Source organism: Flavobacterium sp. (assembly GCF_031423415.1).
Classification (GTDB): Bacteria; Bacteroidota; Bacteroidia; order Flavobacteriales; family Flavobacteriaceae; genus Flavobacterium.
Map to the genome: position 1 here is coordinate 36,814 of NZ_JANPFL010000182.1, position 24,481 is coordinate 61,294.

General features: G+C 34.8%; 8 protein-coding genes. 6 read left to right on the forward strand and 2 right to left on the reverse strand.

Annotated elements, in window-relative coordinates:
• Positions 1-323: 323 nt before the first annotated feature.
• From RMO83_RS15305 to RMO83_RS15330, 6 genes are all read left to right on the forward strand, one after another.
• On the forward strand, positions 324-4,343 hold the full coding sequence (locus tag RMO83_RS15305) for a two-component regulator propeller domain-containing protein (protein WP_310560570.1): 4,020 nt from the start codon (positions 324-326) through the stop codon (positions 4,341-4,343).
• A gap of 513 nt (positions 4,344-4,856) precedes the next feature.
• Positions 4,857-7,952, forward strand: coding sequence for a TonB-dependent receptor (locus RMO83_RS15310; RefSeq protein ID WP_310560571.1), 3,096 nt, complete (start codon positions 4,857-4,859; stop codon positions 7,950-7,952).
• 33 nt (positions 7,953-7,985) lie between these two features.
• On the forward strand, positions 7,986-9,749 hold the full coding sequence (locus tag RMO83_RS15315; RefSeq protein ID WP_310560572.1) for a RagB/SusD family nutrient uptake outer membrane protein: 1,764 nt from the start codon (positions 7,986-7,988) through the stop codon (positions 9,747-9,749).
• Positions 9,750-9,784: 35 nt separating this feature from the next.
• A complete protein-coding gene (locus RMO83_RS15320; protein WP_310560573.1) occupies positions 9,785-12,868 on the forward strand; it encodes a SusC/RagA family TonB-linked outer membrane protein in 3,084 nt (1,027 codons plus the stop codon).
• Between the two features lie 10 nt (positions 12,869-12,878).
• Positions 12,879-14,552, forward strand: a complete 1,674-nt coding sequence (locus RMO83_RS15325; protein ID WP_310560574.1) for a RagB/SusD family nutrient uptake outer membrane protein — start codon at positions 12,879-12,881, stop codon at positions 14,550-14,552.
• Between the two features lie 197 nt (positions 14,553-14,749).
• On the forward strand, positions 14,750-16,339 hold the full coding sequence (locus tag RMO83_RS15330; RefSeq protein ID WP_310560575.1) for a right-handed parallel beta-helix repeat-containing protein: 1,590 nt from the start codon (positions 14,750-14,752) through the stop codon (positions 16,337-16,339).
• Between the two features lie 79 nt (positions 16,340-16,418).
• On the opposite strand, the gene RMO83_RS15335 is transcribed toward RMO83_RS15330, so the two are convergent.
• Both RMO83_RS15335 and RMO83_RS15340 read right to left on the reverse strand, forming a co-directional pair.
• Positions 16,419-17,801 carry an MFS transporter gene (locus RMO83_RS15335; protein WP_310560576.1) on the reverse strand — a complete coding sequence of 461 codons (1,383 nt, stop codon included), beginning with the start codon at positions 17,799-17,801 and terminating at the stop codon, positions 16,419-16,421.
• A gap of 482 nt (positions 17,802-18,283) precedes the next feature.
• On the reverse strand, positions 18,284-24,478 hold the full coding sequence (locus tag RMO83_RS15340; RefSeq protein WP_310560577.1) for a reprolysin-like metallopeptidase: 6,195 nt from the start codon (positions 24,476-24,478) through the stop codon (positions 18,284-18,286).
• Positions 24,479-24,481: the final 3 nt, after the last annotated feature.

Below are 24,481 nucleotides of genomic sequence, written 5' to 3' on the forward strand. Positions count from 1 at the left end.
AAATCAATTGTGTAATTAATTAATTAATTTTATGTCTGTAAAACAATTACAACATTATTGTAAACAAAAATAAACTATAGAAATATTTTATATGGGGTGTAATTAGTTCAATTAATAGGTCGGTTAGAGCATTTATACGAACATAAGAGTTATGTTATAAAATTTCTTATACTTTTACGAACTGATATTTATTTTGTTTATCTCAAAAAAAAATATAAAATTGCTACGTCTAAATTGTATAATAAATATGGCATTTTGTATTATTAACAATACTAAACAACACCCAGAACCAACCCAAATTTAAATTATAAAGTGATTATAAAATGCAAAAGACAATTCTAATTATTCATTTACTATTTTTCTCCATAATTCAGGCTCAAAATGATGATACAAATTATGTCGTGCAATACATTACAACTAATCAAGGTTTACCTCACGATTATGTCACCTCAATAATTAGTGATGATCTCAATGCCAAATGGATAGGTACTGAAAATGGTTTAACTAAATATGACGGCTATGATTTTGAAAATATAAAACCAGGTAAAAATTACAAAAAACTAAAAAATGAAAATATCGAAGTTCTTTTCAAAGACCTTTCAAACATTATTTGGATTGGAACGAAGAGCGGGGGGATTTCATCTTTAGACCTAAGAAATAACACCATTAAAAACTACAATCATTTATTAAATTTAGGCAATAATGGTGACATAAATGTTACTGCAATTGCATCGGATAACGCTGGAAATATTTGGGTTGGAACATGGGAAAATGGTGTCTTCATCATTAACCCAACAACAAACAAGCTCATAAAACATATCAAAATAAAATCAGTTGTAAACTCTATTATAAAGGATAACGATTCTAATGTTTGGGTCTCATTTCATCAAACACTTTCAAAATACAATTCTTCAGGAATTAATTTGGCACGATATAAATTTAGTGAGGGTATTTCGGACTTAATTCTAGATAAAGAACGCGATAAAATTTGGATAGGAACAACAGCAGGAAGCACAAAATTATTTAATTATGACTTGAATGTTCAAAAAATAAATTCGATAGAAACGGGTATAGCTACTGATTTTTATAAAACACTTTCGTTAGACTCAAAAAACAGACTTTGGATAGGCACCTGGGGCAAAGGCCTTTACAGAAGTAATGATAATTTGTCGAAATTTACTAAAATAGAGTTAGCTTCTTTGAATTCTGAAAGAATTCGTTCCAATTACAATACCATACTCAAGGTTCATCATGACAAAAACAATCAAGTTTGGGTAGCCACTGCCAATGGCGGTGTTGTAAAATTAATTGAAGGAAAAGGATTTGAAAATGCCAGTCAAAAAATTAATCTTGCAACCGTAAACGGTGATTTAAATTTTACAGCGATTTATAAAGGCAATAACAGCTTGTTTGTTGGAACGCTTAATAATGGACTTTATGAAGGTACCGATTTTACAAATCTGAAACTCATCAATGAAATTGGACTAACTAAAATAATTGAGCTATACGAGCACCAAAATAAATTATATGTTGGTAGCAAAACTGGCTTTTTTATCTATGACATTTTGCTAAAAAAAATCATTTTTCGCAATAAGAATATCTTAAAAGCTACTGCATTTTATGTTGATAAATCGAATACTTTATATATAGGAACGCAACAAAACGGAATTGCTATTGTTGCTCTTAAGGACATTAATAACGAAGAAGCTTATTCTTTTTACTCAGATAATAACAAAGGGAATACTAAAATTGAAAACAACCGAATAACTAGTATCAAAGAAGATTCCAAGGGGAATATTTGGATTGGTACGTACAATGGCTTGCATTTATATGACAAATCAAAAATAAAATTCAGTGCTAAATCATTAATGATAAATGATAAATTACCTAGCGTAATTATTAATTCAATTGCTATAAAAAATGATAATATATGGTTAGCAACGCCTAGTGGCTTAATAAAATTAGAATATAAAAACAAAAAACTAACTATAAAAAATAAACTAACAATTGAGGAAGGTTTAAATAGCGATTTTATTTGTGCCATAACTTTTGATGATAAATCAAATGTTTGGTTGAGCACCAAAACACAAATTGTAAAATACAACGAACAAAAACATTCTTTTGTTAGCTTCAACAGAAATGACGGTGTAAAAACAACATCTTTCAATAATAGAAGCTCTTGCAATTTTGAAAATAATCAGCTCTACTTTGGAGGTGTTGATAATATAACTTATTTTAATCCTAATACTTTAAGCGCTGCTAACTCTATTCCAGAAGTGATTTTTACGAAACTTCGAGTAAATAATAGTATAGTTCAGTTTTCGCTTGAAAAAAAAGGGAACAAAATTATTGATGAAAATTTTAGTTATGTTAAAAAAATACAACTGACCGACACGGATAAGTTTTTTTCAATTAGTTTTATTACAAACGATTTCTCCGGTAGAGTAAATACTAAATTCCGATACAAATTAGAAGGATACCAAGAAAAATGGTTTGAGATACAAAATCAAAATGAAGTGAATTTTGCTGGGCTTAATGCCGGAAATTACATTCTTAAAGTATCGGCAACAAGAGATAACCAAACCTGGAGTAAATCAAAAAATCTAGAGATTGAAATATTAAATTCACCCTGGAAAAGCCCTCTGGCTATTTTTATATATATGGTAATCATTGTTTTAATTATTATATATGTTTTAAGGTTCTATAACAATCAATTAAAACTTCAAAATAATTTAGAAATTGCTAAAAAGGACAAGGAGAAAGAAATTGAATTGAGTGAGTTAAAACTAAACTTTTTTACGAATATATCTCACGAATTCAGAACTCCGTTAACACTCATTATTAGCCCGCTCAACGAACTTATGGAAAATCTTGAAGTAAGTCCAAAAGTTGCTAAAAAACTAAGCGTAATTGACCGAAATGCAAATAGACTTCTTAATTTAATCAATCAATTGCTTGATTTTCGTAAAGCAGAATACGGACTTTTACAATTAAATGTCTCTGAAGGGAATATCGTTCGGTTTTCAAAAGAAGTACACCTGTATTTTAATGAAATGGCAAAATCCAAAGAAATCAAATACAAGTTTAAGCACAGCGAAGACGAAATCCTCTTTCCATTTGATCGAAACAAAATTGAAATAGTGTTGTGCAATTTATTATCTAATGCTATAAAATATTGTAAAGCTGGAGACAAAATTACTTTAGAAGTTTCTAGAAAAGACGAAAATTGCATCATATCAGTTAAAGATACTGGTTTAGGAATGGAAGCTGATTATTTGGATAAAATTTTTGATCATTTTTACCAAATCAAATCGGCGGAATCAACAGAGATGATTGGAAGTGGAATCGGCCTGTCTTTTTCTAAAAAAATCATCGAACTTCATCAGGGTAGCATTGAAGTAATAAGCCAAATAAATAATGGTGCCGAATTTATTATAAAATTACCATTAAACTTAAATTACTACAAAAGCCAAATCGACACTAATTTCATTAATACAGATAATATAGAAGCTTACGACACCAAATGGAACGAAAATCAAATAGAAAATTTAAAAATTAAGACTAAAGAAAACACCCTATTACTTATAGATGACAATCAAGAGATATTAGAATATTTAAAAGATATTCTTTCAGAATCTTATACCATTCTTATCGCTAATAATGGAGATGAAGGATTTAAAATCGCCTCCGCCGAAATCCCTGACCTAATACTGAGTGATGTGATGATGCCTGGAAAAGACGGGATAACATTGTGCAAAGAACTTAAATCTCAAATTATCACTTCGCACATTCCTGTCATCTTACTCACAGCAAGAACCTCGACAGTATTTGAAATTCAGGGGCTTGAAACTGGTGCTGATGACTATATTACTAAACCTTTTAATCCCACAATCGTCAAGGCGAGAATTGCTGGTTTACTCGAAAATAGAAAGAAAATCAGATCACTTTTATTGAATAAAATACAATTTGAACCTACAATAACAAATAGTGAACAAGATACAAATACTGAAAGCGCATTTATTCATAAAGCAATTATCCTCGTTGAAAACAACTTGCAAAACAGTTCGTTTAGCATAGATAATATGGTCGATGAGCTGAACATGAGTCAATCCACGCTATACCGTAAAATCAAGTCCCTGACTGGGTTGTCCTTAACTTCATTTATTCGTTCGATAAGACTAAAAAAAGCAGCACATCTCATTTTGATTGATGACTTAAATTTAAGCCAGATTGCTTATGAAGTTGGATTTAATGATTATAAATATTTCAAGATATCATTTGAAAAACAATTTGACTGTTTACCATCCAAATACAAGATGAAAATGACTAAAAAAAACTCTTAGCAATCATTTTATAAAATTAATCTCGCTGTTTGCAATTAGCTTTTGCTAATAAACAATGGTGTTCACAACGTGTTCCGATGCATAAGCTGTTTTTGTTTGTAGCAGGCCTTCAACTAGTATCCGAAAAGATAATTAATTTTTTTAAATAATTATAGACATGAGTTTTAGGGCTAAATATCCAGACAGTAAAATTATCAAACCTACAATCGATTCACTATTTTATTTGGTAAATGAGCTATTTGACCCCTTATTTGAATTATTTGTACTACTGCGAAAACGTTATTTCTCTTTAATTTTGTGTTAAATATTTAATAAAATTTCCTTAAACACATATCTTGTTAGAACCAATGTTATTGTCTATTTCCTAATCAGAGCACATATTACTTTTTTAACTAAAAACTAATACTGTTTTTTCATTCATTAACATCAAAATTCATTAAGAAAAATAGTTGAAAAACACTATTTGAAAAATTATAAATAACCAAGCAATTAACTATACGAAAATTTAAACCAATGAGAATAAAACAAACAAAATCTTATTTATTTCTTAGCTTAATGATTTTACTGGGAATGATTCAAACCTTGCAGGCACAATCATTGCAAGTAACAGGAACGGTAACTGATAACCAAGGTATTCCAATTCCCGGAGTAAACATTATTGAAAAAGCCTCTAAGAAAGGCGTTAATACTGATATAGATGGAAAGTACAAGATTGGAACCACCTCTAAAAGTGTACTAGAATTTAGTTTTATTGGTTTTGAAACGAAACAGATTACTGTTAATGGTCAAAGCGTGATTAACCTTAAAATGACATCTTCAGCAACTGACTTGGATGCTGTTGTAGTTGTGGCTTACGGAAAACAGAAAAAAATATCAGTTACCGGAGCTATTAGTACTATCAGTGCAGAACAATTAAGTAGATCTCCTAGTGCGAATATTGCGAATTCATTGGCAGGACAAATTACAGGAATCTCTACGGTACAGTTTTCAGGCAGACCAGGAGCTGATGATCCACAGATATTCATACGTGGTTTAGCATCATTGTCCGAGGCAAATTCCCAACCCCTAATTATTGTGGATGGTGTAGAACGACCGTTTACAGGATTAGATGCTGATGAAATACAAAGTTTCTCCATATTAAAAGACGCCTCTGCGACTGCGGTATATGGAGTACGTGGTGCTAATGGTGTTGTGATAGTAACTACGAAACGTGGAACAAAAGGCAAGGCCACTATAACAGCAGGCTACTCACAAGGGGTACAACAAGCAACAAAATTACTTGATTTCGCTGATAGTTACACGTACGCTAGTGTCTATAATCGCGCCCAGTTAAGTGATAACCCACTTCTTACTGCGGGTGAACTTAAATTTTCTCCTCAGGTATTAGAAGCTTTTAGAACAAATTCCGATCCTATAATATTCCCAAACACAGACTGGTTGGATTATATCTTAAAGCCATTTGCTAATCAATCTAGATCGAATGTAAGTATTTCGGGAGGTAGTGATAATGTAAGATATTTTACCTCCATCGGGGTATTAAGCCAAGATGGACTTTTTAAAACATTCGATACGGATTATGATTACAACTTTAGTTTTCAGCGATATAACTTTCGTACAAATCTTGATATCGATGTAACCAAAACAACAAAGTTAGGCGTAACCATTGGCGGTCAAGTAGGTATTAGAAATGAGCCACGAACAAACAGTGGAATTAATGAGTTGTTTAGAGAAATTTATTGGTCTCAACCTTTTTCAAGCCCAGGTATTATTGATGGAAAATATATTACTAGCAGTAATGAATACATTCCTGGTAATAAAAAAGATCCATTTAGTTCTTATTATGGCTTGGGATATTCAAATATCCTTCAAAATAGACTAAATTTTGATATCGATTTAACACAGCAGTTAAATTTTGTAAAAGGACTTAGTTTTAGAACTAAACTATCATACAATACAACATATACGCATACTAAAACCAGAGCAACAAGCGTAATGAGGTATGCACCTTATTATCGTGTAGACCTGGATCCTGAGTTCAAACTGAATAATCCAGACAGCAAAGAGATTGCCTACCGCACCTCTTCGGCAAACGGTAATCTTAATTACAGTGAAGCACAAGGAAAAGACAGAGACTGGTATTTTGAAGCGGGTTTAAACTACACTCGGAAATTTGGCAATCACAACTTTGGCGGATTATTGCTTTATAATGAGCAAAAAGATTTTTATCCAACACCAAACCCAGATATCCCACGAGGTTTAGTAGGAATAGCTGGGCGAATAACTTATGATTATCAAGGTACGTATTCAGCTGACTTCAATATAGGGTACAACGGTTCTGAAAATTTTGCTAGAGCGAATCGTTTTGGTGTATTTCCTGCTTTTTCTGTTGGGTGGATAGTTTCAAAAGAAAAGTTTATGAAATCCGTATCTTTTGTTGATTTTCTAAAATTGAGAATGTCTTATGGACTTGTTGGTAATGATAAAATTGGAGGCAATCGTTTCCTCTATTTACCTGATAGTTATGATTCAGTCAACGGTAGTTATAGTTTTGGAACTGATAATCCTACCAACCAGTTAGCTGCTTCTGAAAATACGCCTGGAAATCCTAACGTAACTTGGGAAACTGCATTAAAACGGAACCTAGGTGTAGAATTAAAATTTTTAGAAAATAAACTGGGTATAATAGTAGATGTTTTTGATGAAAACAGAACAAACATTTTAACTAACAGAGGCACAATTCCTGAATTTGTAGGTAGTCCTCTTCCCGCGGTAAATATTGGTGAAGTACTAAACAAAGGATATGAGGTTGAACTAAATTGGAACCATAAACCTAACAAAAACTTTAGTTATAGAATTAATGCTAATTTGTCGCAATCAAAAAACAAAATAGTCTATGTTGATGAGGTTCCTCGAAGCCAACCATACCTCTACCGTACAGGCAACCCTGTTAGTCAGCCATTCGGATATGTGTTTGATAGATTTTTTGGTGCTAATGATGTTAACAACGTCACTACAGCAGATCACAACTATATACTTAAACCAGGAGATATGGTTTATAAAGACTTAGATGGCAATGGTGTAATTGATGCAGATGACCAAAAAGCAATAGGGTTCCCCAACTATCCTGAATATATTATTGGTTTGAATACAGGATTTGAATACAAAAAATTTGACTTTAGTATGTCATGGGTCGGCGCAACAAACACTTCAAGATTGTTAGATGAATCATTACGTACGCCTTTTGGAGTTACTGGAGAACGATCTTTATTGCAATATATGGCAGACGAAGCTTGGACGCCCGAAACAGCAAGCACAGCAACCTTCCCTAGAATAACGTTTAATGGAAATGTTAACAATTCTAAAACTTCAGATTATTGGTTACGCGATGCTTCATATTTACGTTTAAAAACGCTGGAAATGGGTTATAATTTCAAAGGAGCTTTTCTGAAAAAAATGGGTATCTCTATGTTCCGTTTTTACTTTAATGCTAATAATTTAGTAACATTTTCTAAACTAGATATAATAGACCCAGAATCAAGAGGAGGATCAATACAAGATTATCCGCTTACAAAACTATATAATTTAGGATTGAAATTAAATTTCTTATAAAAAATCATACAACTACACACAAAATAACAAGTTATGAAAACAAAAAAAATATTATTTAGTATTATCGTCATGTTACTGATTTTAGGCAGTTGCGACGAACCAAAATTCGGAAATGCCTTCTTAGACAAAGAGCCTAGTGTAGATGTTACAAAGGATACTATATTTGGCTCGCTTGAACTGGCTACAAGATATTTAACGAAAGGGTACACAACCCTGCCGTATGGCTTAAATTTAGATTGGGGTGCAAAAGACAATAAATTAGGGATGGATCTTTTAGAATCATTAAGTGACCTCAACCAAAGTTATTTATCTTGGGGCGGACCGAATTCCTTATACTACAATGGACAATATGCCGCTGCTATAGAAAACACCTCTGGAAACACAAAATATCATTATATTTTCGAACAAAGTTGGGTAGGAATTCGTATTGGTTGGAATTTTATAGAAAATGCAGATAAAATACCTGCTCCTGATGAAGATACGAAGAAAATTGTAAAACAACTGAAAGCAGAAGCTAAAATGATCATCGCGCTTCATTACTGCGATATGTACAGAAATTTCGGCGGATTACCTTGGGTTGATCATGTTTATTTACCAACTGAAAGCACAGTTGTACCACGTTTAACTTCATTAGAAACCTTGAATAAAATTGTGGCCCTTCTTGATGAAGCAGCACCAGATTTACCTATGGTAATAGCAGATTTATCCAGTAATGACGGTCGTTTTACAAAAGCCAGTGCACTAGGTCTAAAAGCTAGAATTCTTTTGTTTGGTGCAAGTCCACTTTTCAATGCTAGCGCACCCTATCTTGATAGCGAGGCTTCAACAAAAAAAATGACCTGGCATGGTAGCTACGATCCCAATTTATGGAAACGTGCAGCTGATGCTGCTAAAGAATTACTAAACGCTGGCGCTTACAAGCTTGTAAGTACAGGAAACTATCGAAAAGATTTTCAAGATGCTTATTACAAACGAGGCAATGGAGAAATATTAATAAGTACAAGAGCAAGATACAAATCAGGGGCATATTGGGCTACAAATTATTATTTCTACCAAAGTGCTGGTGGTTATGGAACTGGCTGTCCAACTAAAGAATATGTTGATATGTTTCCAATGGCAGATGGAAAACCGGCTAATGCTGACAATCCTGACTGGAATCCCGCAAGACCTTGGGAAAATCGTGATCCGCGACTGTATGAAACTGTACTAGTTAACGGCGATGCTTATCAGGGCCGAACAGCTGAACTTTGGATAGGAGGACAAGAAAGAGCAAGCCTTTCTGCTGGTGGAACTAAATCAGGATTTGGACTTAAAAAGTTTTTGCTAGACAGAGACGCTGCCACTTCTACACAATCGATAGTACAATGGCCTTATTTACGTTTAGCTGAAATTTATCTAACCTTCGCAGAAGCTGAAAATGAATTCAAAGGTGGACCAACAGCGGAAGCTTATGATGCCGTAAACATAGTTAGAAATCGAGTTGGTCTAGGTGATTTACCTTCGGGCTTATCGCAAATAGCATTTCGCGGAGCGGTTTTAAAAGAAAGAGCTTTAGAGTTTGGGTTTGAAGAAGTGCGTTGGTATGATATTATTCGTTGGAAAAGAGAAGACCTATTTAGACAAACACTCCATGGCGTTAATACAACAAAAAATCCTGATGGTTCCTATAGTTATGAAACAGTTGAAATGCCAGCAAGGTTCTGGAAAGATAACTGGTCACCAAAATGGTACTTAAGTGCATTTCCTCCTAACGAAATAAATAAAGGGTACGGTTTAATCCAAAACCCTGGCTGGTAATTCCAATAGAATTTGAATGTATTAATCAAAACCAAATGAAAAAAAACAAAACCAAACAACTAAAGGATGCCATAATGAAGAAACAATTGCCTAATATTAACGCTACTCATTTCATCGATTTTATAAATATAAATAATTTGCGATTTATTAAAAATGTTTTCTTTTTGCTACTACTAGTTGCTACTCAAAAGGTAGCGGCTCAAAATGGTAGCGTGAAAATTAATGTAGTTGATGAATTCGAAAAACCAATAGCTGGAGCACTTGTTGGCTCAGTAACAAATCCTGAAAAATCAGGAGTGACAGATATTGAAGGCAATGTAACTCTAGAAATAGAGCCTATTGGATTAGTAAAAGTTTTTCATAATGATAGAGAAAAAACGGTTTCCGTTAATTCAAAATTGATAAAAATAGAACTTAAAAAAACAGATAAAAAAATTAATGTAGGCTTTGGTATTAATAAATCTGTTGATGCAATCACGACTTCTATAGATATGGCTTACTCCGACAAATTAGAGAAAAGTTCTTTATTTAATCCTGCAGAAAGCCTTTATGGAAAAATTAAAGGTTTAATGGTTCTTGAAAATGCAGGTGCACCGTGGAGTAGAAACCCAAGTATATTTATTCGCGGTGTTGGCACAACCGGAAGTAATAGAATATTAGTACTCGTTGATGGATTTGAAAGAGACTTAGCCTCGCTTTCGGTTAACGATATTCAAAATGTATCCGTTTTAAAAGATGGAACAGATGTTGCAAAATATGGAATACGAGGTGCCAACGGCGTAATTTTAGTTACAACCAAAAGAGGTGAAGCTAATTCATTTCACGTTGATGTCACTTACGAAAAGGGATGGAACATGCCTACTCGTAAACCTAAATTTCTTGATTCTTATGGTTATGCAAATGCAGTGAATCAAGCAAGTGCTTTAGATGGTAATTTGCCTGTCTATTCAGATCTAGACCTACGTGACTTTAAAAGTGGTTTAAGTCCATATTCTCATCCAAATGTAGATTGGTGGGACGAAACCTTGAAAGATTATGGAATTACTAATAACTTAAACACAACTTTTCGGGGAGGTGGAACAAGTATCAATTACTTTGCTTCTTTAAATTATCAAAATGAAAGAGGATTAATTGACAATACTAATCTTGACAATCGATATGATAGTCAAGTCAAATACGATAGACTAAATTTTAGAACTAACCTTGACATTGCATTAACAAAGACAACAAAATTTTTAGTTGATGCTTCAGGCTATATTGGTGGGCAAAATGAACCAAATGCACGAGTGAGTGGTATAATGAACGCCATTTACAGCATACCATCAGCTGCTTTTCCAGTACGAACCAGTTCAGGAGAATGGGGTGGTACTAATATTTATGATAATAATCCGGTAGCTTTAGCTTCTTCAACAGGTATTAACAAACCCAACTATAGAACATTGTATGCCAATGGTAAAATTATTCAAGATTTAAGCTCGTGGGCCAAAGGGTTATCAGCAGAATTAGCTGTAGCTTATGACAATTACGCTTCATTCTTTGAAAATAAAACTAGAAAATTCATATACGAAAATGTGCCTTTTACAAGAGATGCGAATGGTGCAGTAGTATTCGGCACTCCTCAACAATTTGGCACAGCAACAGATTTAACCTATTCAGATAGTTTTGGAGATCAAGTTCGACAAGCCACAGGTATTGCTAAAATAAATTACGAAACAAAGTGGAACGAGAACCAATTAACTGCTAGTGCTTTGTATCAAGAAGATAAACGTGTAAATGATGGTCAATACAATACATTTTTGCATCAAAACTTTATGTCATCAGCTAGCTATTCTTACAAAAGCCGCTATTTTATTGATGGTGTTGTATCGTATAGCGGAACAGATGTGCTACCGCAGGACAACCGTTTTGGCTTTTTTCCAGCCGTTTCAGCAGGTTGGATTGTAAATCGTGAAAATTTCTTAAAAAACAATAAAAGTATAAATTACTTAAAGTTAAGAGGTTCTTGGGGAATGAGTGGTAATGATATTATGTCTCCAAATCTAGACAAACAAGCTTTTGATGCAGGTGGTACTTATTATTTTGGTATCAACAACAACGCTTTCAGCGGCATACGTGAAGGAAGATTGGCCGCCGAAGGTCTAACATACGAAAGTTCAGAAAAAATAAACGTGGGTGTTACTATGGAATTGTTCAATCACCTTTCTGTTAACTTTGATGCTTTTCAAGATAAGAGAACCAATATTATAGTATCTACTAGTGGTACTTTACCCTCTATTATTGGCGTTTCGGCTGCATTAGAAAATACTGGACAAGTATTGAATAAAGGTATTGAGGGCTCTTTTATGTGGAAAAACAAAGTAGATAAACTAAACTATTTTGTTGGAGGTAATTTTACCTATGCCAAAAACGAAATTGTAAATATGAATGAAGAGTTCAGACCCTACGATTATTTATACCGAACAGGACAATCTATTGGTCAACGATTTGGACTTGAAAGTCTTGGGTTTTTTAAAGACCAAGCAGACATAGCGAGCAGTCCAAAGCAAATTTTCAATCAAGTGCGACCAGGTGATGTAAAATACAAAGATCAAAATAATGATGGTGTAATTGATGCATTCGACGAAGTTGCGATAGGTAAAACTGGAACAAATCCTGAATTGTATTATGCTTTAAATTTTGGCTTTGAAATGGAAGGCTTTGGATTAGATATACTTCTTCAAGGTATTGCAAATCAAACACTCTATTTAAATACACCAAGTGTTTTTTGGCCACTAGTTGGACAAAAAAATATCAGTGAATTTTCAGCAGGAGCTTGGACACCAGAAACAGCACAAACAGCTACCTTGCCAAGGCTAACAATGCTGTCTAATGATAATAATTACAGACCCAACGATATTTGGCTACAATCTGGAAATTATTTAAAAATGAGACATTTTGAAGTATATTATAACTTTCCTGAGAGCTTGTCGAAAAAATTAAAAATGAATAAAGCAAAATTATACGCTAGGGGAATGAACTTGTTTTCAATTGACGATATAAAAATTGTTGATCCTGAAGCAATAGGAATAAATTATCCAACAGTAGCCTCGTATTATCTAGGAATTAAACTCGAATTTTAAAAAAGAACTCATGAAGATACAAAAATATATAAACTACGGATTATTTTTTTTAATAGTAGTTGCTTTCACTAACTGTGAAGATTTAAATTATAGTGAAACATCATTTAACACTAAAGAAACGGTATTTAGCGATTTTGCTCGTTCAAAAAGTTTTCTAACAGCTATCTATGCTTATTTGCCTAATGACTTCAATAGTATTAATGGAGCAATTCGAGCCACTGCAACAGATGAGGCGGAACACGTTTCAGATTTATCGGATGTTCAAAAATTCAACGATGGAAGCTGGAGTGCTTTACAGCCATTAGATAACGTGTGGAACAATATGTACGCAGGTATTCGTGCCAGTAATGTGTTTTTAAAAGAATCGGAAGGTCAAACATTTTCAGAATTGCAATACAATCTTGATTACGCAGAGCTAATCAAACAATATAAAAATTACCCTTACGAAGCCAGGTTTTTAAGAGCCTATTTCTATTTTGAATTGGTAAAGCGATATAAAAATATTCCTCTCGTTACTACTGTTTTAACACCTGACGAAGCATTAAATGCAAAACAAAACTCCTTTACAGAAGTTGTCAATTTTATTGCAAGTGAATGTGATGCGATAGCAGCCGTTTTACCTCTTACTTATGCTGATTTTTCCTCTGCGAAAGAAACAGGCCGAGCTACAAAAGGCGCAGCTTTAGCATTAAAAGCACGTGTTTTGCTTTATGCCGCAAGCCCCTTACAGAATCCTTCGAATGATCTAGTATTGTGGCAGAATGCAGCAAAAGCAGCAAAAGAGGTAATTGCCTTAAATACTTATGCACTGTCTCCGAGCTACAGTAGTGTTGTAAATAATCCTTCGCTAACTCCAGGCGCCGAATTAATCCTTGAACGACGTGAAGCTGCTTCCAACGGATTTGAAATCAGAAACTTTCCTATTGGTTATCAAGGAGGCAATACCGGAACTTGTCCGACACAAAATTTGGTAGATGCATACGAAATGAGAACTTCAGGACTACCAATAACGGATCCAGCATCGCGTTACAATCCTTTACTTCCATACAGTGGTAGAGACCCTAGATTAGCACAAACAGTAATTTTAAATGGGTCTATCTGGAAAGGCGTACAAGTAGAATCATTTTATGGAGGTAAAGATGGTTTGCCAATAACTAATGCAACAAAAACTGGATATTACTTAAAAAAATATGTAATTGAAGCCGTAAATCTAGATCCTAAAGCTGGCCAAATCACTACAAGAGAGCATAGTTGGGTAATATTCCGATATGGTGAAGTACTGCTGAACTATGCAGAGGCTATGAATGAAGCTTATGGCCCGGCAAATGCATCTGATCTTGGCGTAACAGCGCTTCAAGCCGTAAATCTTGTTAGAAAAAGAGCAGGAATGCCTAATTTCCCTGCTACTATAACTCAAGATAATTTCCGTACAAAAATCCGTAATGAACGTCGAGTAGAATTAGCGTTTGAAGACCATCGCTTTTGGGACACGCGTCGATGGAAAATTGGAGAAGACACAAAAAACATTTACGCAATGAGTATTACACGTAATGAAGATTTAAGTCTTAATTATCAAATAAAATTATTAGAGGTAAGACCATTTGAAGAGCGTATGTATTTATATCCAATACCTCAATCAGAAATTTTTAAAAATAAAAATCTTACGCAAAATACCGGCTGGTAAGATGCTAATTTTTTAAAATTACTATTTGGGCTCGTTAAATGAAAACGCCCATTTAGCAACAATAATTTAAAACAATCGAGTGGTATTTTCTCAGCAAAATATCTACTCGATTTATTTTTTAAACACTAAAATTCTTTGTTTTGCAGAAAAAAAAGTATTACAACCTCACGTTACTTATTTTTATTTTTTTAACGCAGGTGAATCAAACAATCATCGCTAAAGACTATTATGTTCACCCAACTTATGGCAATGATTTGAATTCGGGAGAATCTAAAAAAAATGCCTTTAAAACATTGGCTCGAATCACACAAATAAAACTGCTGCCTGGTGACCGAATAGTATTGGCTGCTGGGCAATTATTTTTAGAAAGTCTAAGTTTGATTAATCAAAATGGAAATCTTCAAAATCCAATAGTCATCACTGCTATTGACTGGGATGTCACAAATTCAAAAACAAATGCCATAATCGATTTTAGAAGCCAAGCGAATGGTATTTTGATAGAAGATTGCAGTTACATTACGATATCAAATATTACCCTCACCGGAAATGGATATGTTAAAAAAGATGAAAGCCTCAAAATGCGATGTGGCATACTATTGACTTCCAACAAGTCAAAACTGGTAGAGCACATTTTGATTCAAAACATCTATATACATGATGTGTATTATGAAAATCCAGGTTTTGTGAGAGGAAAAGAAGAAGTTAAATCCGCTAATGGTACTCAGAAATATGGTTGGGGCATTCGATTAATTAATAACAACTTTGAAAATACTATAGAAAATGTAACAATTGAAAATTGCCACGTCAATAGCGTTTGCCATACCGGAATAAAATTATCTGGAAATAAAAAAAACATCAAAAAAGTACAGCTTCTAAATAATACAATAGAAAATACCGGCGGGCCAGGAATTCAAATGTCGGAAGTCGAATCTGTTTACGTTTCAAAAAACAATGTATCACATTCAGGTTGCAATGATGATTCCAGAAAATGGGGTCGCGGCAGTGGTCTTTGGACTTGGGGATCGTCTAATGTTTTGATAGAAAAAAATAAATTTATTTACGCTAATGGCCCAGGAGATTCTGCTGGAGCACATATAGATTATAATTGTGACAATATAGTCTTGCAATATAATGTTAGTGCGTACAACGCCGGAGGCCTCTGCGAAATTCTCGGAAACAACTACAATTGTATGTACCGTTACAATATCAGTATCAATGACGGCCACCGCATAAAAGGTGTGGATGGCGCCTTTCAAGAAGGCAAATTGTTTTGGTTAAGTGGCTACCAAGGAGACAAAGAACGTAAGGGTCCAGTTAATTCCTATTTTTATAATAACACCATCTTTTCGGATGCTACAATCGAAGCCAAATTTGCCATTGACAATACCAGTAACGGCGTTGTAATTGCTAATAATATCTTTTGCATCAAAGGAGATTCTAAACAAGTTTTGGGAGACCAAAACAAACAAGATTCTCACGGGAAGGCAACAGTGCAAAATGTTTTTTTTAAAAACAATCTTTTTTTAGATGAAAGTACATGGCCAAAGGATATGAAAATGGAAGATAGTGAACCACTATTCGGAAATCCACTATTTCTGAAGGAAGGAAGTTTGGAAATTACAGATTATATTTCGCAAAATCTATCTTTAATCCAAAACAAAGGAATAGAAATACCAACTTTGCAAGAAAGTAGCATAAAATTATTATTTGGTTTAAAAATGGAAAAAGATATAATGGGCAATACAATTCAAGGGCTTCCAAGCATTGGAGCGATCCAAAGCAACTAGTAAATAAAATCCTTCAAGGCAACCTGAAGGATTTTTTGTAATTCATTTTTGAATTAGTTAGCTTAAAAAAATATTTTGACTATACTTTTGAATACCGATATATACCGCCAAATTTCAATAATAACCATGCTATTGGATGCAAGAACGCCATAATTAAAAACCACATTGCGTAGCCTTGTCCTTGCACTGCGTTTAGAATTGGATCAAGTACTGCGTGAAAAGCTGTATCTAAAAAACCGGCTGGTTTATCAGAAGGACCTGTAACCATAGAAGCAACAATCATATTCATTATAATCCCTCCTAATGTACTACCTGCGGCAACTACACTAAATACAGTACCTAAAGAGTGTTTAGGTACAATATCAACTATTAATGAACTGATATTTATCAACCAAGCCAAAGCTGCAATTACCGTAAAAACTGTTAATGTTAATGAAGCGTTTAGACCTGCTGCAGTGGCAATAAAGGGCGACAATGGCATGAGTAAAGCACACACTAACATTACCCACATTCTACTTGCAACGGGCATAACTCCTTTTTTTACTATTTGGCCTGATATAATTCCTCCCAATAAACTACCAACACCAGCTGCTAGATAAATTATCCAAGTAATCTTTAAATCTTCTTGTGAAAGTCCTCTGTCAGAACTTAGATATTTTGGAAACCAAAATTGGTAGAAATACCAAACTGGGTCAGTAATTAAACGAGCCAATAATAACAGCCAAGTTCCCCTAAAAGAAAGAACTTGTTTCCACGACCATGGATTTACATTTTCTAAACTATCAGGATTTTCAGCATTTGAAGCAGTTTGCAACATCGCCAATTCATCGGCTGTAATGAGCTTGCTTTTTTCTGGCTTTCTATAAATCATTAACCAAGGAATAAGCCAGACTAAACCCGCTAAACCAGTGAGAATAAATGCAACACGCCAACCTGTTCCGTTACCTAACCAATTTGCAATTTCCGGAACTGATTGAGTATAATCATAAGTGGCTAATGGAATAACAATGTAAGGAGCGATGGTTGCACCGATAGTTGCTCCCATAGTGTACAGGCCTATGGCTAAAGCTCTCTCTTTGGCTGGAAACCACTCGGATACAGCCTTTGATGCGGCAGGCCAAATACCTGCTTCACCTAATCCTAATCCAAAGCGGTAGAAACTTAAAGAAGTTACCCCACGTGAAGCGGCGGTAAGCATATTAAAAATAGACCACCATGCAACAAAGAAAAATAAACTAGCACGAGTACCTATTTTATCAGCAACTCTCCCTGAAATAAGGTAAGCGATGGTGTACGCTATTAAAAATATATTGATGACATTAGCGTATTCTTGATCATTCATACCCAAATCAACTTGTATCGTTGGCGCTAAAGCCGATAAAGTTTGCCTGTCTATATAATTTAAAACCGCAGCAAGAAATAATAATACAATAATCCACCAACGCATTCCTCTAATTTTCATAAGTATGTTTATTAAGTAGTTAAATAATAGTTTTTAGGTTTTTCGATAATTATTAAACAGTTTTCAAACATTAAATTCTAAAACAAGCAAAAACTTAAATTTAGATCGTTTGATTTTTTCACTTCTTCTGGCAAGCCAAAATGGGTTGTTCCGCATAGCCCTTTACCGCATTTCCATACTGTATTGATAGGACACAATTCCCACTACAATATAAATACCATCACATTAAATATGGTAATTTGAAAAAAAATAAATCAATACATTTCATAGAAGCAGTCGTTTTAAAACATATCAACAACTTACAATAAAAATAATTCTCTCAGAATTGATTTCGATTTTTAATATTAAAATACGAATTGCAACCCTATTTAATTAATTGCTTTTGCAATATAGCAAACCACAGGTTAAAACTCTGTGTTTTTCGTAAAAATAACATTCGAATTGTAAATCAGCTCTTATCAATTACCAATCATTAAAATTTATCAGTTAATAATTTTCTTGTTTACAACAATTTTACCCTCCAAAACAATTTTAATCAATAAAACTTGATTTGTTTTTTTCACGTTTTTAACAACCGAACTTATAGAATTTACGTTCTTTTGGTGAGCAAGTTGCCTTCCTAAGACATCGTAAACTTTCACGTCTTCGATTATTTTTGAATCTGATTTGATATAAATTTCTTCATTTTTCTTATACACTTTTACATCATTAATATGTACTAGATTGACATCTGTATTTAATGATTTTTGATACTTTAACGAAAACCTATTGTTATAAATCTCTGCTAATGACGCAAACGAATAGGAATCCTCTTTTAAATTGGTTTCTAGTCCTGTTTTATGATCTACTAAAAATAGATCTTGACCATTTGCAAATACACCCTCCGCACGGTCGAGTGAAATTTTGTATTCTCCCGCAATATTGGTTTTGAATTGCAATGGTACGATATCGGATTCTGTAAATTTTGGACGACCTTGTATGATATATTCTTCATTATTTAATATTGAGGTTAAAGCTACTGCACTGTCATTGATATACTTCGCATCAAAATCATCAACGCCAATTGTGGCTTGGGCAAAATATCCTATCATTAGTTGGCTAAAAGCTCCTGATACATTACTTAAATTTAACCATAAGCGGTTGTGAGCTTCTTTATCGTATTTAAAAAACTGATTGCTATTGTTTGGCAATCGCATTGAATTGGTAAATGTAATTGTATTTGCTCCACTTTTTGCCTTTACAAAAAATCCTTGTCCTACCTGAATTAAACCATTAGGAATATCACTTGAAACTGTTCTTGTTGATCCTGCCCTAGTGTAAACTGCATAAGCAGATCCAGATGCCCCATTAACTTTTCGCCAAAAATACAAACTGCCTTCTATTTGCGCACTATTTGCGGTTACAAAAGCATCTGCATCAATACTAGAAGGGTATGGATTGCCTAACATATTATAACCAAATACAGATGACCCGGAATAAGATACCGGTTTATTAATGGTACCATTGTTTGGTATTCCTGTAAAACTACCCGTCCATAGTGTTGGCACATCAGGATGTGTATTAGGAGCGCGAATTAGATAACCGCTGCCGATATCGAACGGTTTGGTTGCAGGATTAACTATTACATTATAAAAATTTGTGCTTTCGTTATAGTTGTAAAATCGAGTTTGTGCTGTTAACGGCGAAAAAACCGTTAAGTATTGATTTGCATTGGTTACAGGAGAAGACCAAATTGTATAATCTAAGCGCCTCAAAAGACTACTACTTCTGTTAATCGTTATGAATCCTGCATTTTGAATATTTTCTATTTGAATTAGGTTCGAATTATTCTCAAATGTTAAACTTGCAGTAGGCGCAACTGTCACCTTTCCCGAAATAGTAAAATTATAACCCGATGGAACTGTAACAATAGATATACCTGTTACTTCTAAGCTACAAGCCGAAACATTTGCCGCTTGTGAATAGTTGCCAGAAATGATAGCTTTTGTGTTTATATCTGGAACACCATTACTCCAAGATGTGCCTGTCCAAGTGGTCCGGCTAATAGTCAAGCTAAGTCTTTGGGTCACACAATTAGTTGTCGTTCCTGTGTACAATCCTGATTCTGTATACGTATTATCGTTCCAAATGTAGCTATCGCAAGCAGTGATTGTAGTAGTTTGAAATGAACTTGGCGTAATGGTTAAGTTCAATCTCTGTGTAACACAATTCGTGGTTGTACCGTTATAAGTTCCCGTTGTGGAATAGGTAGTGCCATTCCAAACGTAACTATCGCAGGCACTGATTGTAGTGGTTTGAAATGAACTTGGCGTAATGGTTAAGTTTAATCTTTGGGTAACACAATTTGCGGTTGTGCCGTTATAAATTCCGGTTGCGGTATAAGTAGTGCCATTCCAAACATAACTATCACAAGCACTTATTGTGGTGGTTTGAAAGGAACTTGGTGTTATGGTCAAGAGTAATCTTTGAGTAACACATCCTGTAACTGTGCCTGTGTAAGTGCCAGAAGTTGTATACCTTACACCATTATTAGACCAGGTATAGCTATCGCAAGCACTAATTGTTGTGTCTTGAAAGGAACTTGGTGTTATAGTCAAAATTAATCTTGGAGTAACACATCCTGTAACTGTGCCTGTGTAAGTGCCAGAAGTTGTATACCTTACACCATTATTAGACCAGGTATAGCTATCGCAAGCACTAATTGTGGTGTCTTGAAAGGAGCTTGGTGTTATAGTCAAAATCAATCTTTGAGTAACACATCCCGTAACTGTGCCTGTATAAGTGCCCGAAGTTGTATACCTGACACTATTATTAGACCAAGTGTAACTATCGCAAGCACTTATCGTAGTGTCTTGAAATGAGCTTGGTGTTATGGTCAAGATTAATTTTTGGGTAACGCAAGCTGCTGTTGTGCCAGTATACGTGCCTGAAGTTGTATACCTGACACTATTATTAGACCAAGTGTAGCTATCGCAAGCGCTAATTGTTGTGGTTTGAAATGAACTAGGTGTGATGGTTAAGTTCAATCTTTGGGTAACACAATTGGTGGTTGTTCCCGTATAAATTCCAGTTGCGGTGTATGTCGTGCCATTCCAAACGTAACTGTCGCAAGCGGTAATTGTAGTGGTTTGAAATGAACTTGGTGTAATGGTTAAGTTCAATCTTTGTGTAACACAATTCGTGGTTGTACCGTTATAAATTCCCGTTGTGGTATACGTAGTGCCATTCCAAACGTAACTGTCGCAAGCACTTATGGTTGTGGTTTGAAATGAACTTGGTGTAATGGTTAAGTTCAATCTTTGGGTAACACAATTGGTAGTTGTACCTGTGTAAACTCCCGTTGTGGTATAAGTAGTGCCATTCCAGACGTAATTGTCACAAGCACTGATGGTAGTATCTTGAAATGAACTTGGTATTATGGTCAGAATTAATCTTTGAGTAACACATCCTGTTGTTGTACCAAAATAGGTGCCAGATGAAGTGTACGTTTGGTTATTGTTTGCCCAAGTATATGTATTGCAGGCGCTAATTGTAGTATTTTGAAAAGTAAGTGGTGTAATCGTTAGAATAAGTCTTTGCGTTATACAATTTGTTGTTGTACCAATATAAGTGCCGGAACTTGCATACGACTGATTGTTATTTGACCAAGTATACGAACTACAAGCACTTATTGTAATGTCTTGAAATGAACTTGGTGTAATTGTCAAAATTATCCTTTGTGTAGTACAACCCTTAGTAGTACCTGTATAGGTTCCGGATGTTGTATACGTTTGCCCGTTATCCGGCCACGTGTAACTAGTACAAGCAGTAATTGTACTTGTACTAAATGTAATTGCGGGATCTGCAATGTATGAAACACTGATTGTGCTATTTGCAAGCACATTACTAAAAGTATAGGTTGATGGTGCTCCAACAGACACTCCATTAACCAAAACGGATCCAACTTTAAAACAAGTATTTGGAGTAAAAGTATAGGTTACATTTCGGCCACTTACAACTCTAGAAGTCCCAGAAGGTGATATTGTACCATTGGAATCTGTACTTGCGACAACAGTAAACTCTGGTCGAACGATGTAAGATCCAGTCGCTGTTGCTAAAGATGCGTCTGTTACTGTTACGGTGTAAGTTCCTGCGGCAAGACCTGTAATGGTAGGAGTGGTTGCCCCATTGCTCCACAAATAGGTATAGCCGTTTCTATTGTAATTTACGTCTATCCGTGCACTTGCAAAAGTTGCTTCAACCCCACCAACCCTGTCATCATAGTTGTCATACATTAACAGATTAATAGTCCCACCTGTTGTTACAAAATTGGGCATGTTTACTGTTGCAAGCGCAACATTTTGACCACTCCCAGCTGATGGTGCTATTAATGTATATCCTAATGAATAAGCACCTGTTAGCGAAGCAAGAACATCTCTAACCCAAGAAGGAGATATAGGACGTACAGTTGCTATATTTAATAACGCCGAGTTAATTGTAGCTCCAGCAGGAAGTGCAGGAAATGAAATTGAACCATAATTTACTGGAGTATTATCAATGTTTAAACTGCTTACTGTGAAAGTGCGGGATAAATCAATCGGTGAAGAAGTTAATTTCCCCCCAAAAGTGGTTGCCGTTGCAGTTCCGGTGGAAGTGCCGCTCAAAGTATTTGTACCGGTAACATTAGCAGTCAAAGGTTGTTCTATTGTAAAATTAACGTTGGATATATCAAAAAAAACATTACCAATGGCTTCTATTTTAATTCGTGCCAATGTTGTAGAAATATTTGGTAAAGTAATGACTTCGGATCCATCATTTGGTGTTGCAGCTGCTAAGGTAATTGGCCAAGTAAAACCACCATCTGTTGATAATGAAATTTTTATCAATGGTGTAGCTACATTCGTACCGTTTACACTCCAAGTAATTGTTTTAGTCGAAGAACCAACTTGGATACCCGATAAATTGGTAGTTTCCAAAAACGGACCAACATTTCCGTCTATAGTGACGTTTACGCTTGCATTGTTCACACCACCACCGAGAGCACTATTATCACGAACAGTCAAAGTGTGTGTTGTAACAATTCCTACAGATGGCAACTTATCGCCTTTATCTTGGTTTGTACCGTTCAAAATATTTGCTAAAGCCGGATAAGTTCTTGTTGGTGAACTTGATGGCGCATAACTCCTAAAAAATGGGGGTTGCGTTGTATCGTTAAGCGTTGCCGAGGTAGGCACAATTGTGCCTATATTTGTTCCTTCCCAGCAATACGTCAATGCATCAGTATTATTAATGTCTGTTGCACTTCCAGTAAGTGTAAACGGTGTTGATTTCGGGATGGTAAAGGCAGCTGGCACAGTTACCGTTGGAGGTGTATTAGTTGTTGCCGTAGTTGCCTGACAAGTCTGAGTGTTCATAAAGGCAAGAGCTTGCTCATAATTTACAGAATGGTATTGCAGTAATGCGGTAGTTGGTCCAGCAGGATTGTCGGAACCACAAATGAAACCATAGCTCATTATTGTAATTCCTGAACCTGGCTCAACGGAAGTCGCTGCAGTTCTTGAGGTACATACTTCAATATTACTATTATAGGAATGACTCATATTAAACTGGTGCCCTAATTCGTGTAGAATTAAGTTATCCAAAAAATCTTGACTGTATGAGTTAATGTTGCCAATCAAAGAATAAGCTGCTCCCTTGTCATTTCTATCACATACTCTAGAAGCAGCGGCACCACGACCAGTACCGCTTATATAACCAAAAAGATGACCAATATCATACAAGCCATTACCGGTAGTAGCATTCCCATTTCCTAATGCAGTGCTAATAGTAGTATGAATTGGAATAAAGAGTGGGTCATCGGCAAATGGATCGGTCGATGCATCTGTATATATAAGGCTTTCCCCGCTGACCAGCGTAAAATCTACGGCTAATTCTCTTCTAAAAACAAGTCTGATTCGATTAACATAGGCTACAACCGCAGCAAGTCCACCCGCTTTTGTACCGCTGCCATATTTTTGGGTAAACTGTCCATTGGCAGTAACAGCAAGTCTATAGGTTCGTAGTTGTGTTCCACTGCTAGAGGTGGTTCCGTTAGGCGCTGTTAATCGGTTATTATCTTTTTTTTTATGTTGATAGTCCTCTACACTGCGTTTTTCTTCGTCAGGCGTTACAAGACAAGATTTGCTATTATCGCCAGCAGGTAGTACCACATCCTTGGTATAATAATTATAATAGATGTTGTTTTTTTCATTGGAATATGAATCAAAATAAACTGTTTCACCACCAATATTTAATATAATGGCATTAAAACCAGCAGAAGTAAAACTTATACTAATTGACGCTTTTTTGTCTTTTGCTCCAGTACCCATATAAGTTTTAATATTAGGATTTTGTGCCGCAACTTCTTGAGATAAAAGAGGTGATTCAACCATATTGAAAGTTTCCACTGTACCGTCTGGTAGTGGGATTTCTAAGGGAATTGCTACACCGTTATTCTTAAATTCTAATGGTGCAGCTCGCAAGTAAGTGCGCATTGCTTTTTCGTCAAGACTGTAAACTCTCTTTTTTTTGATATTGGAAAGTACTTCTTTTTTCTTTGACAGCTGACTGTTTTCGGCAGTTTTGAAAAAGTTATTTTGAGCAGATATAATTGAAATATTTACAAAAAACAATAAAATTAAAATGGTATTTTTCTTCATAAG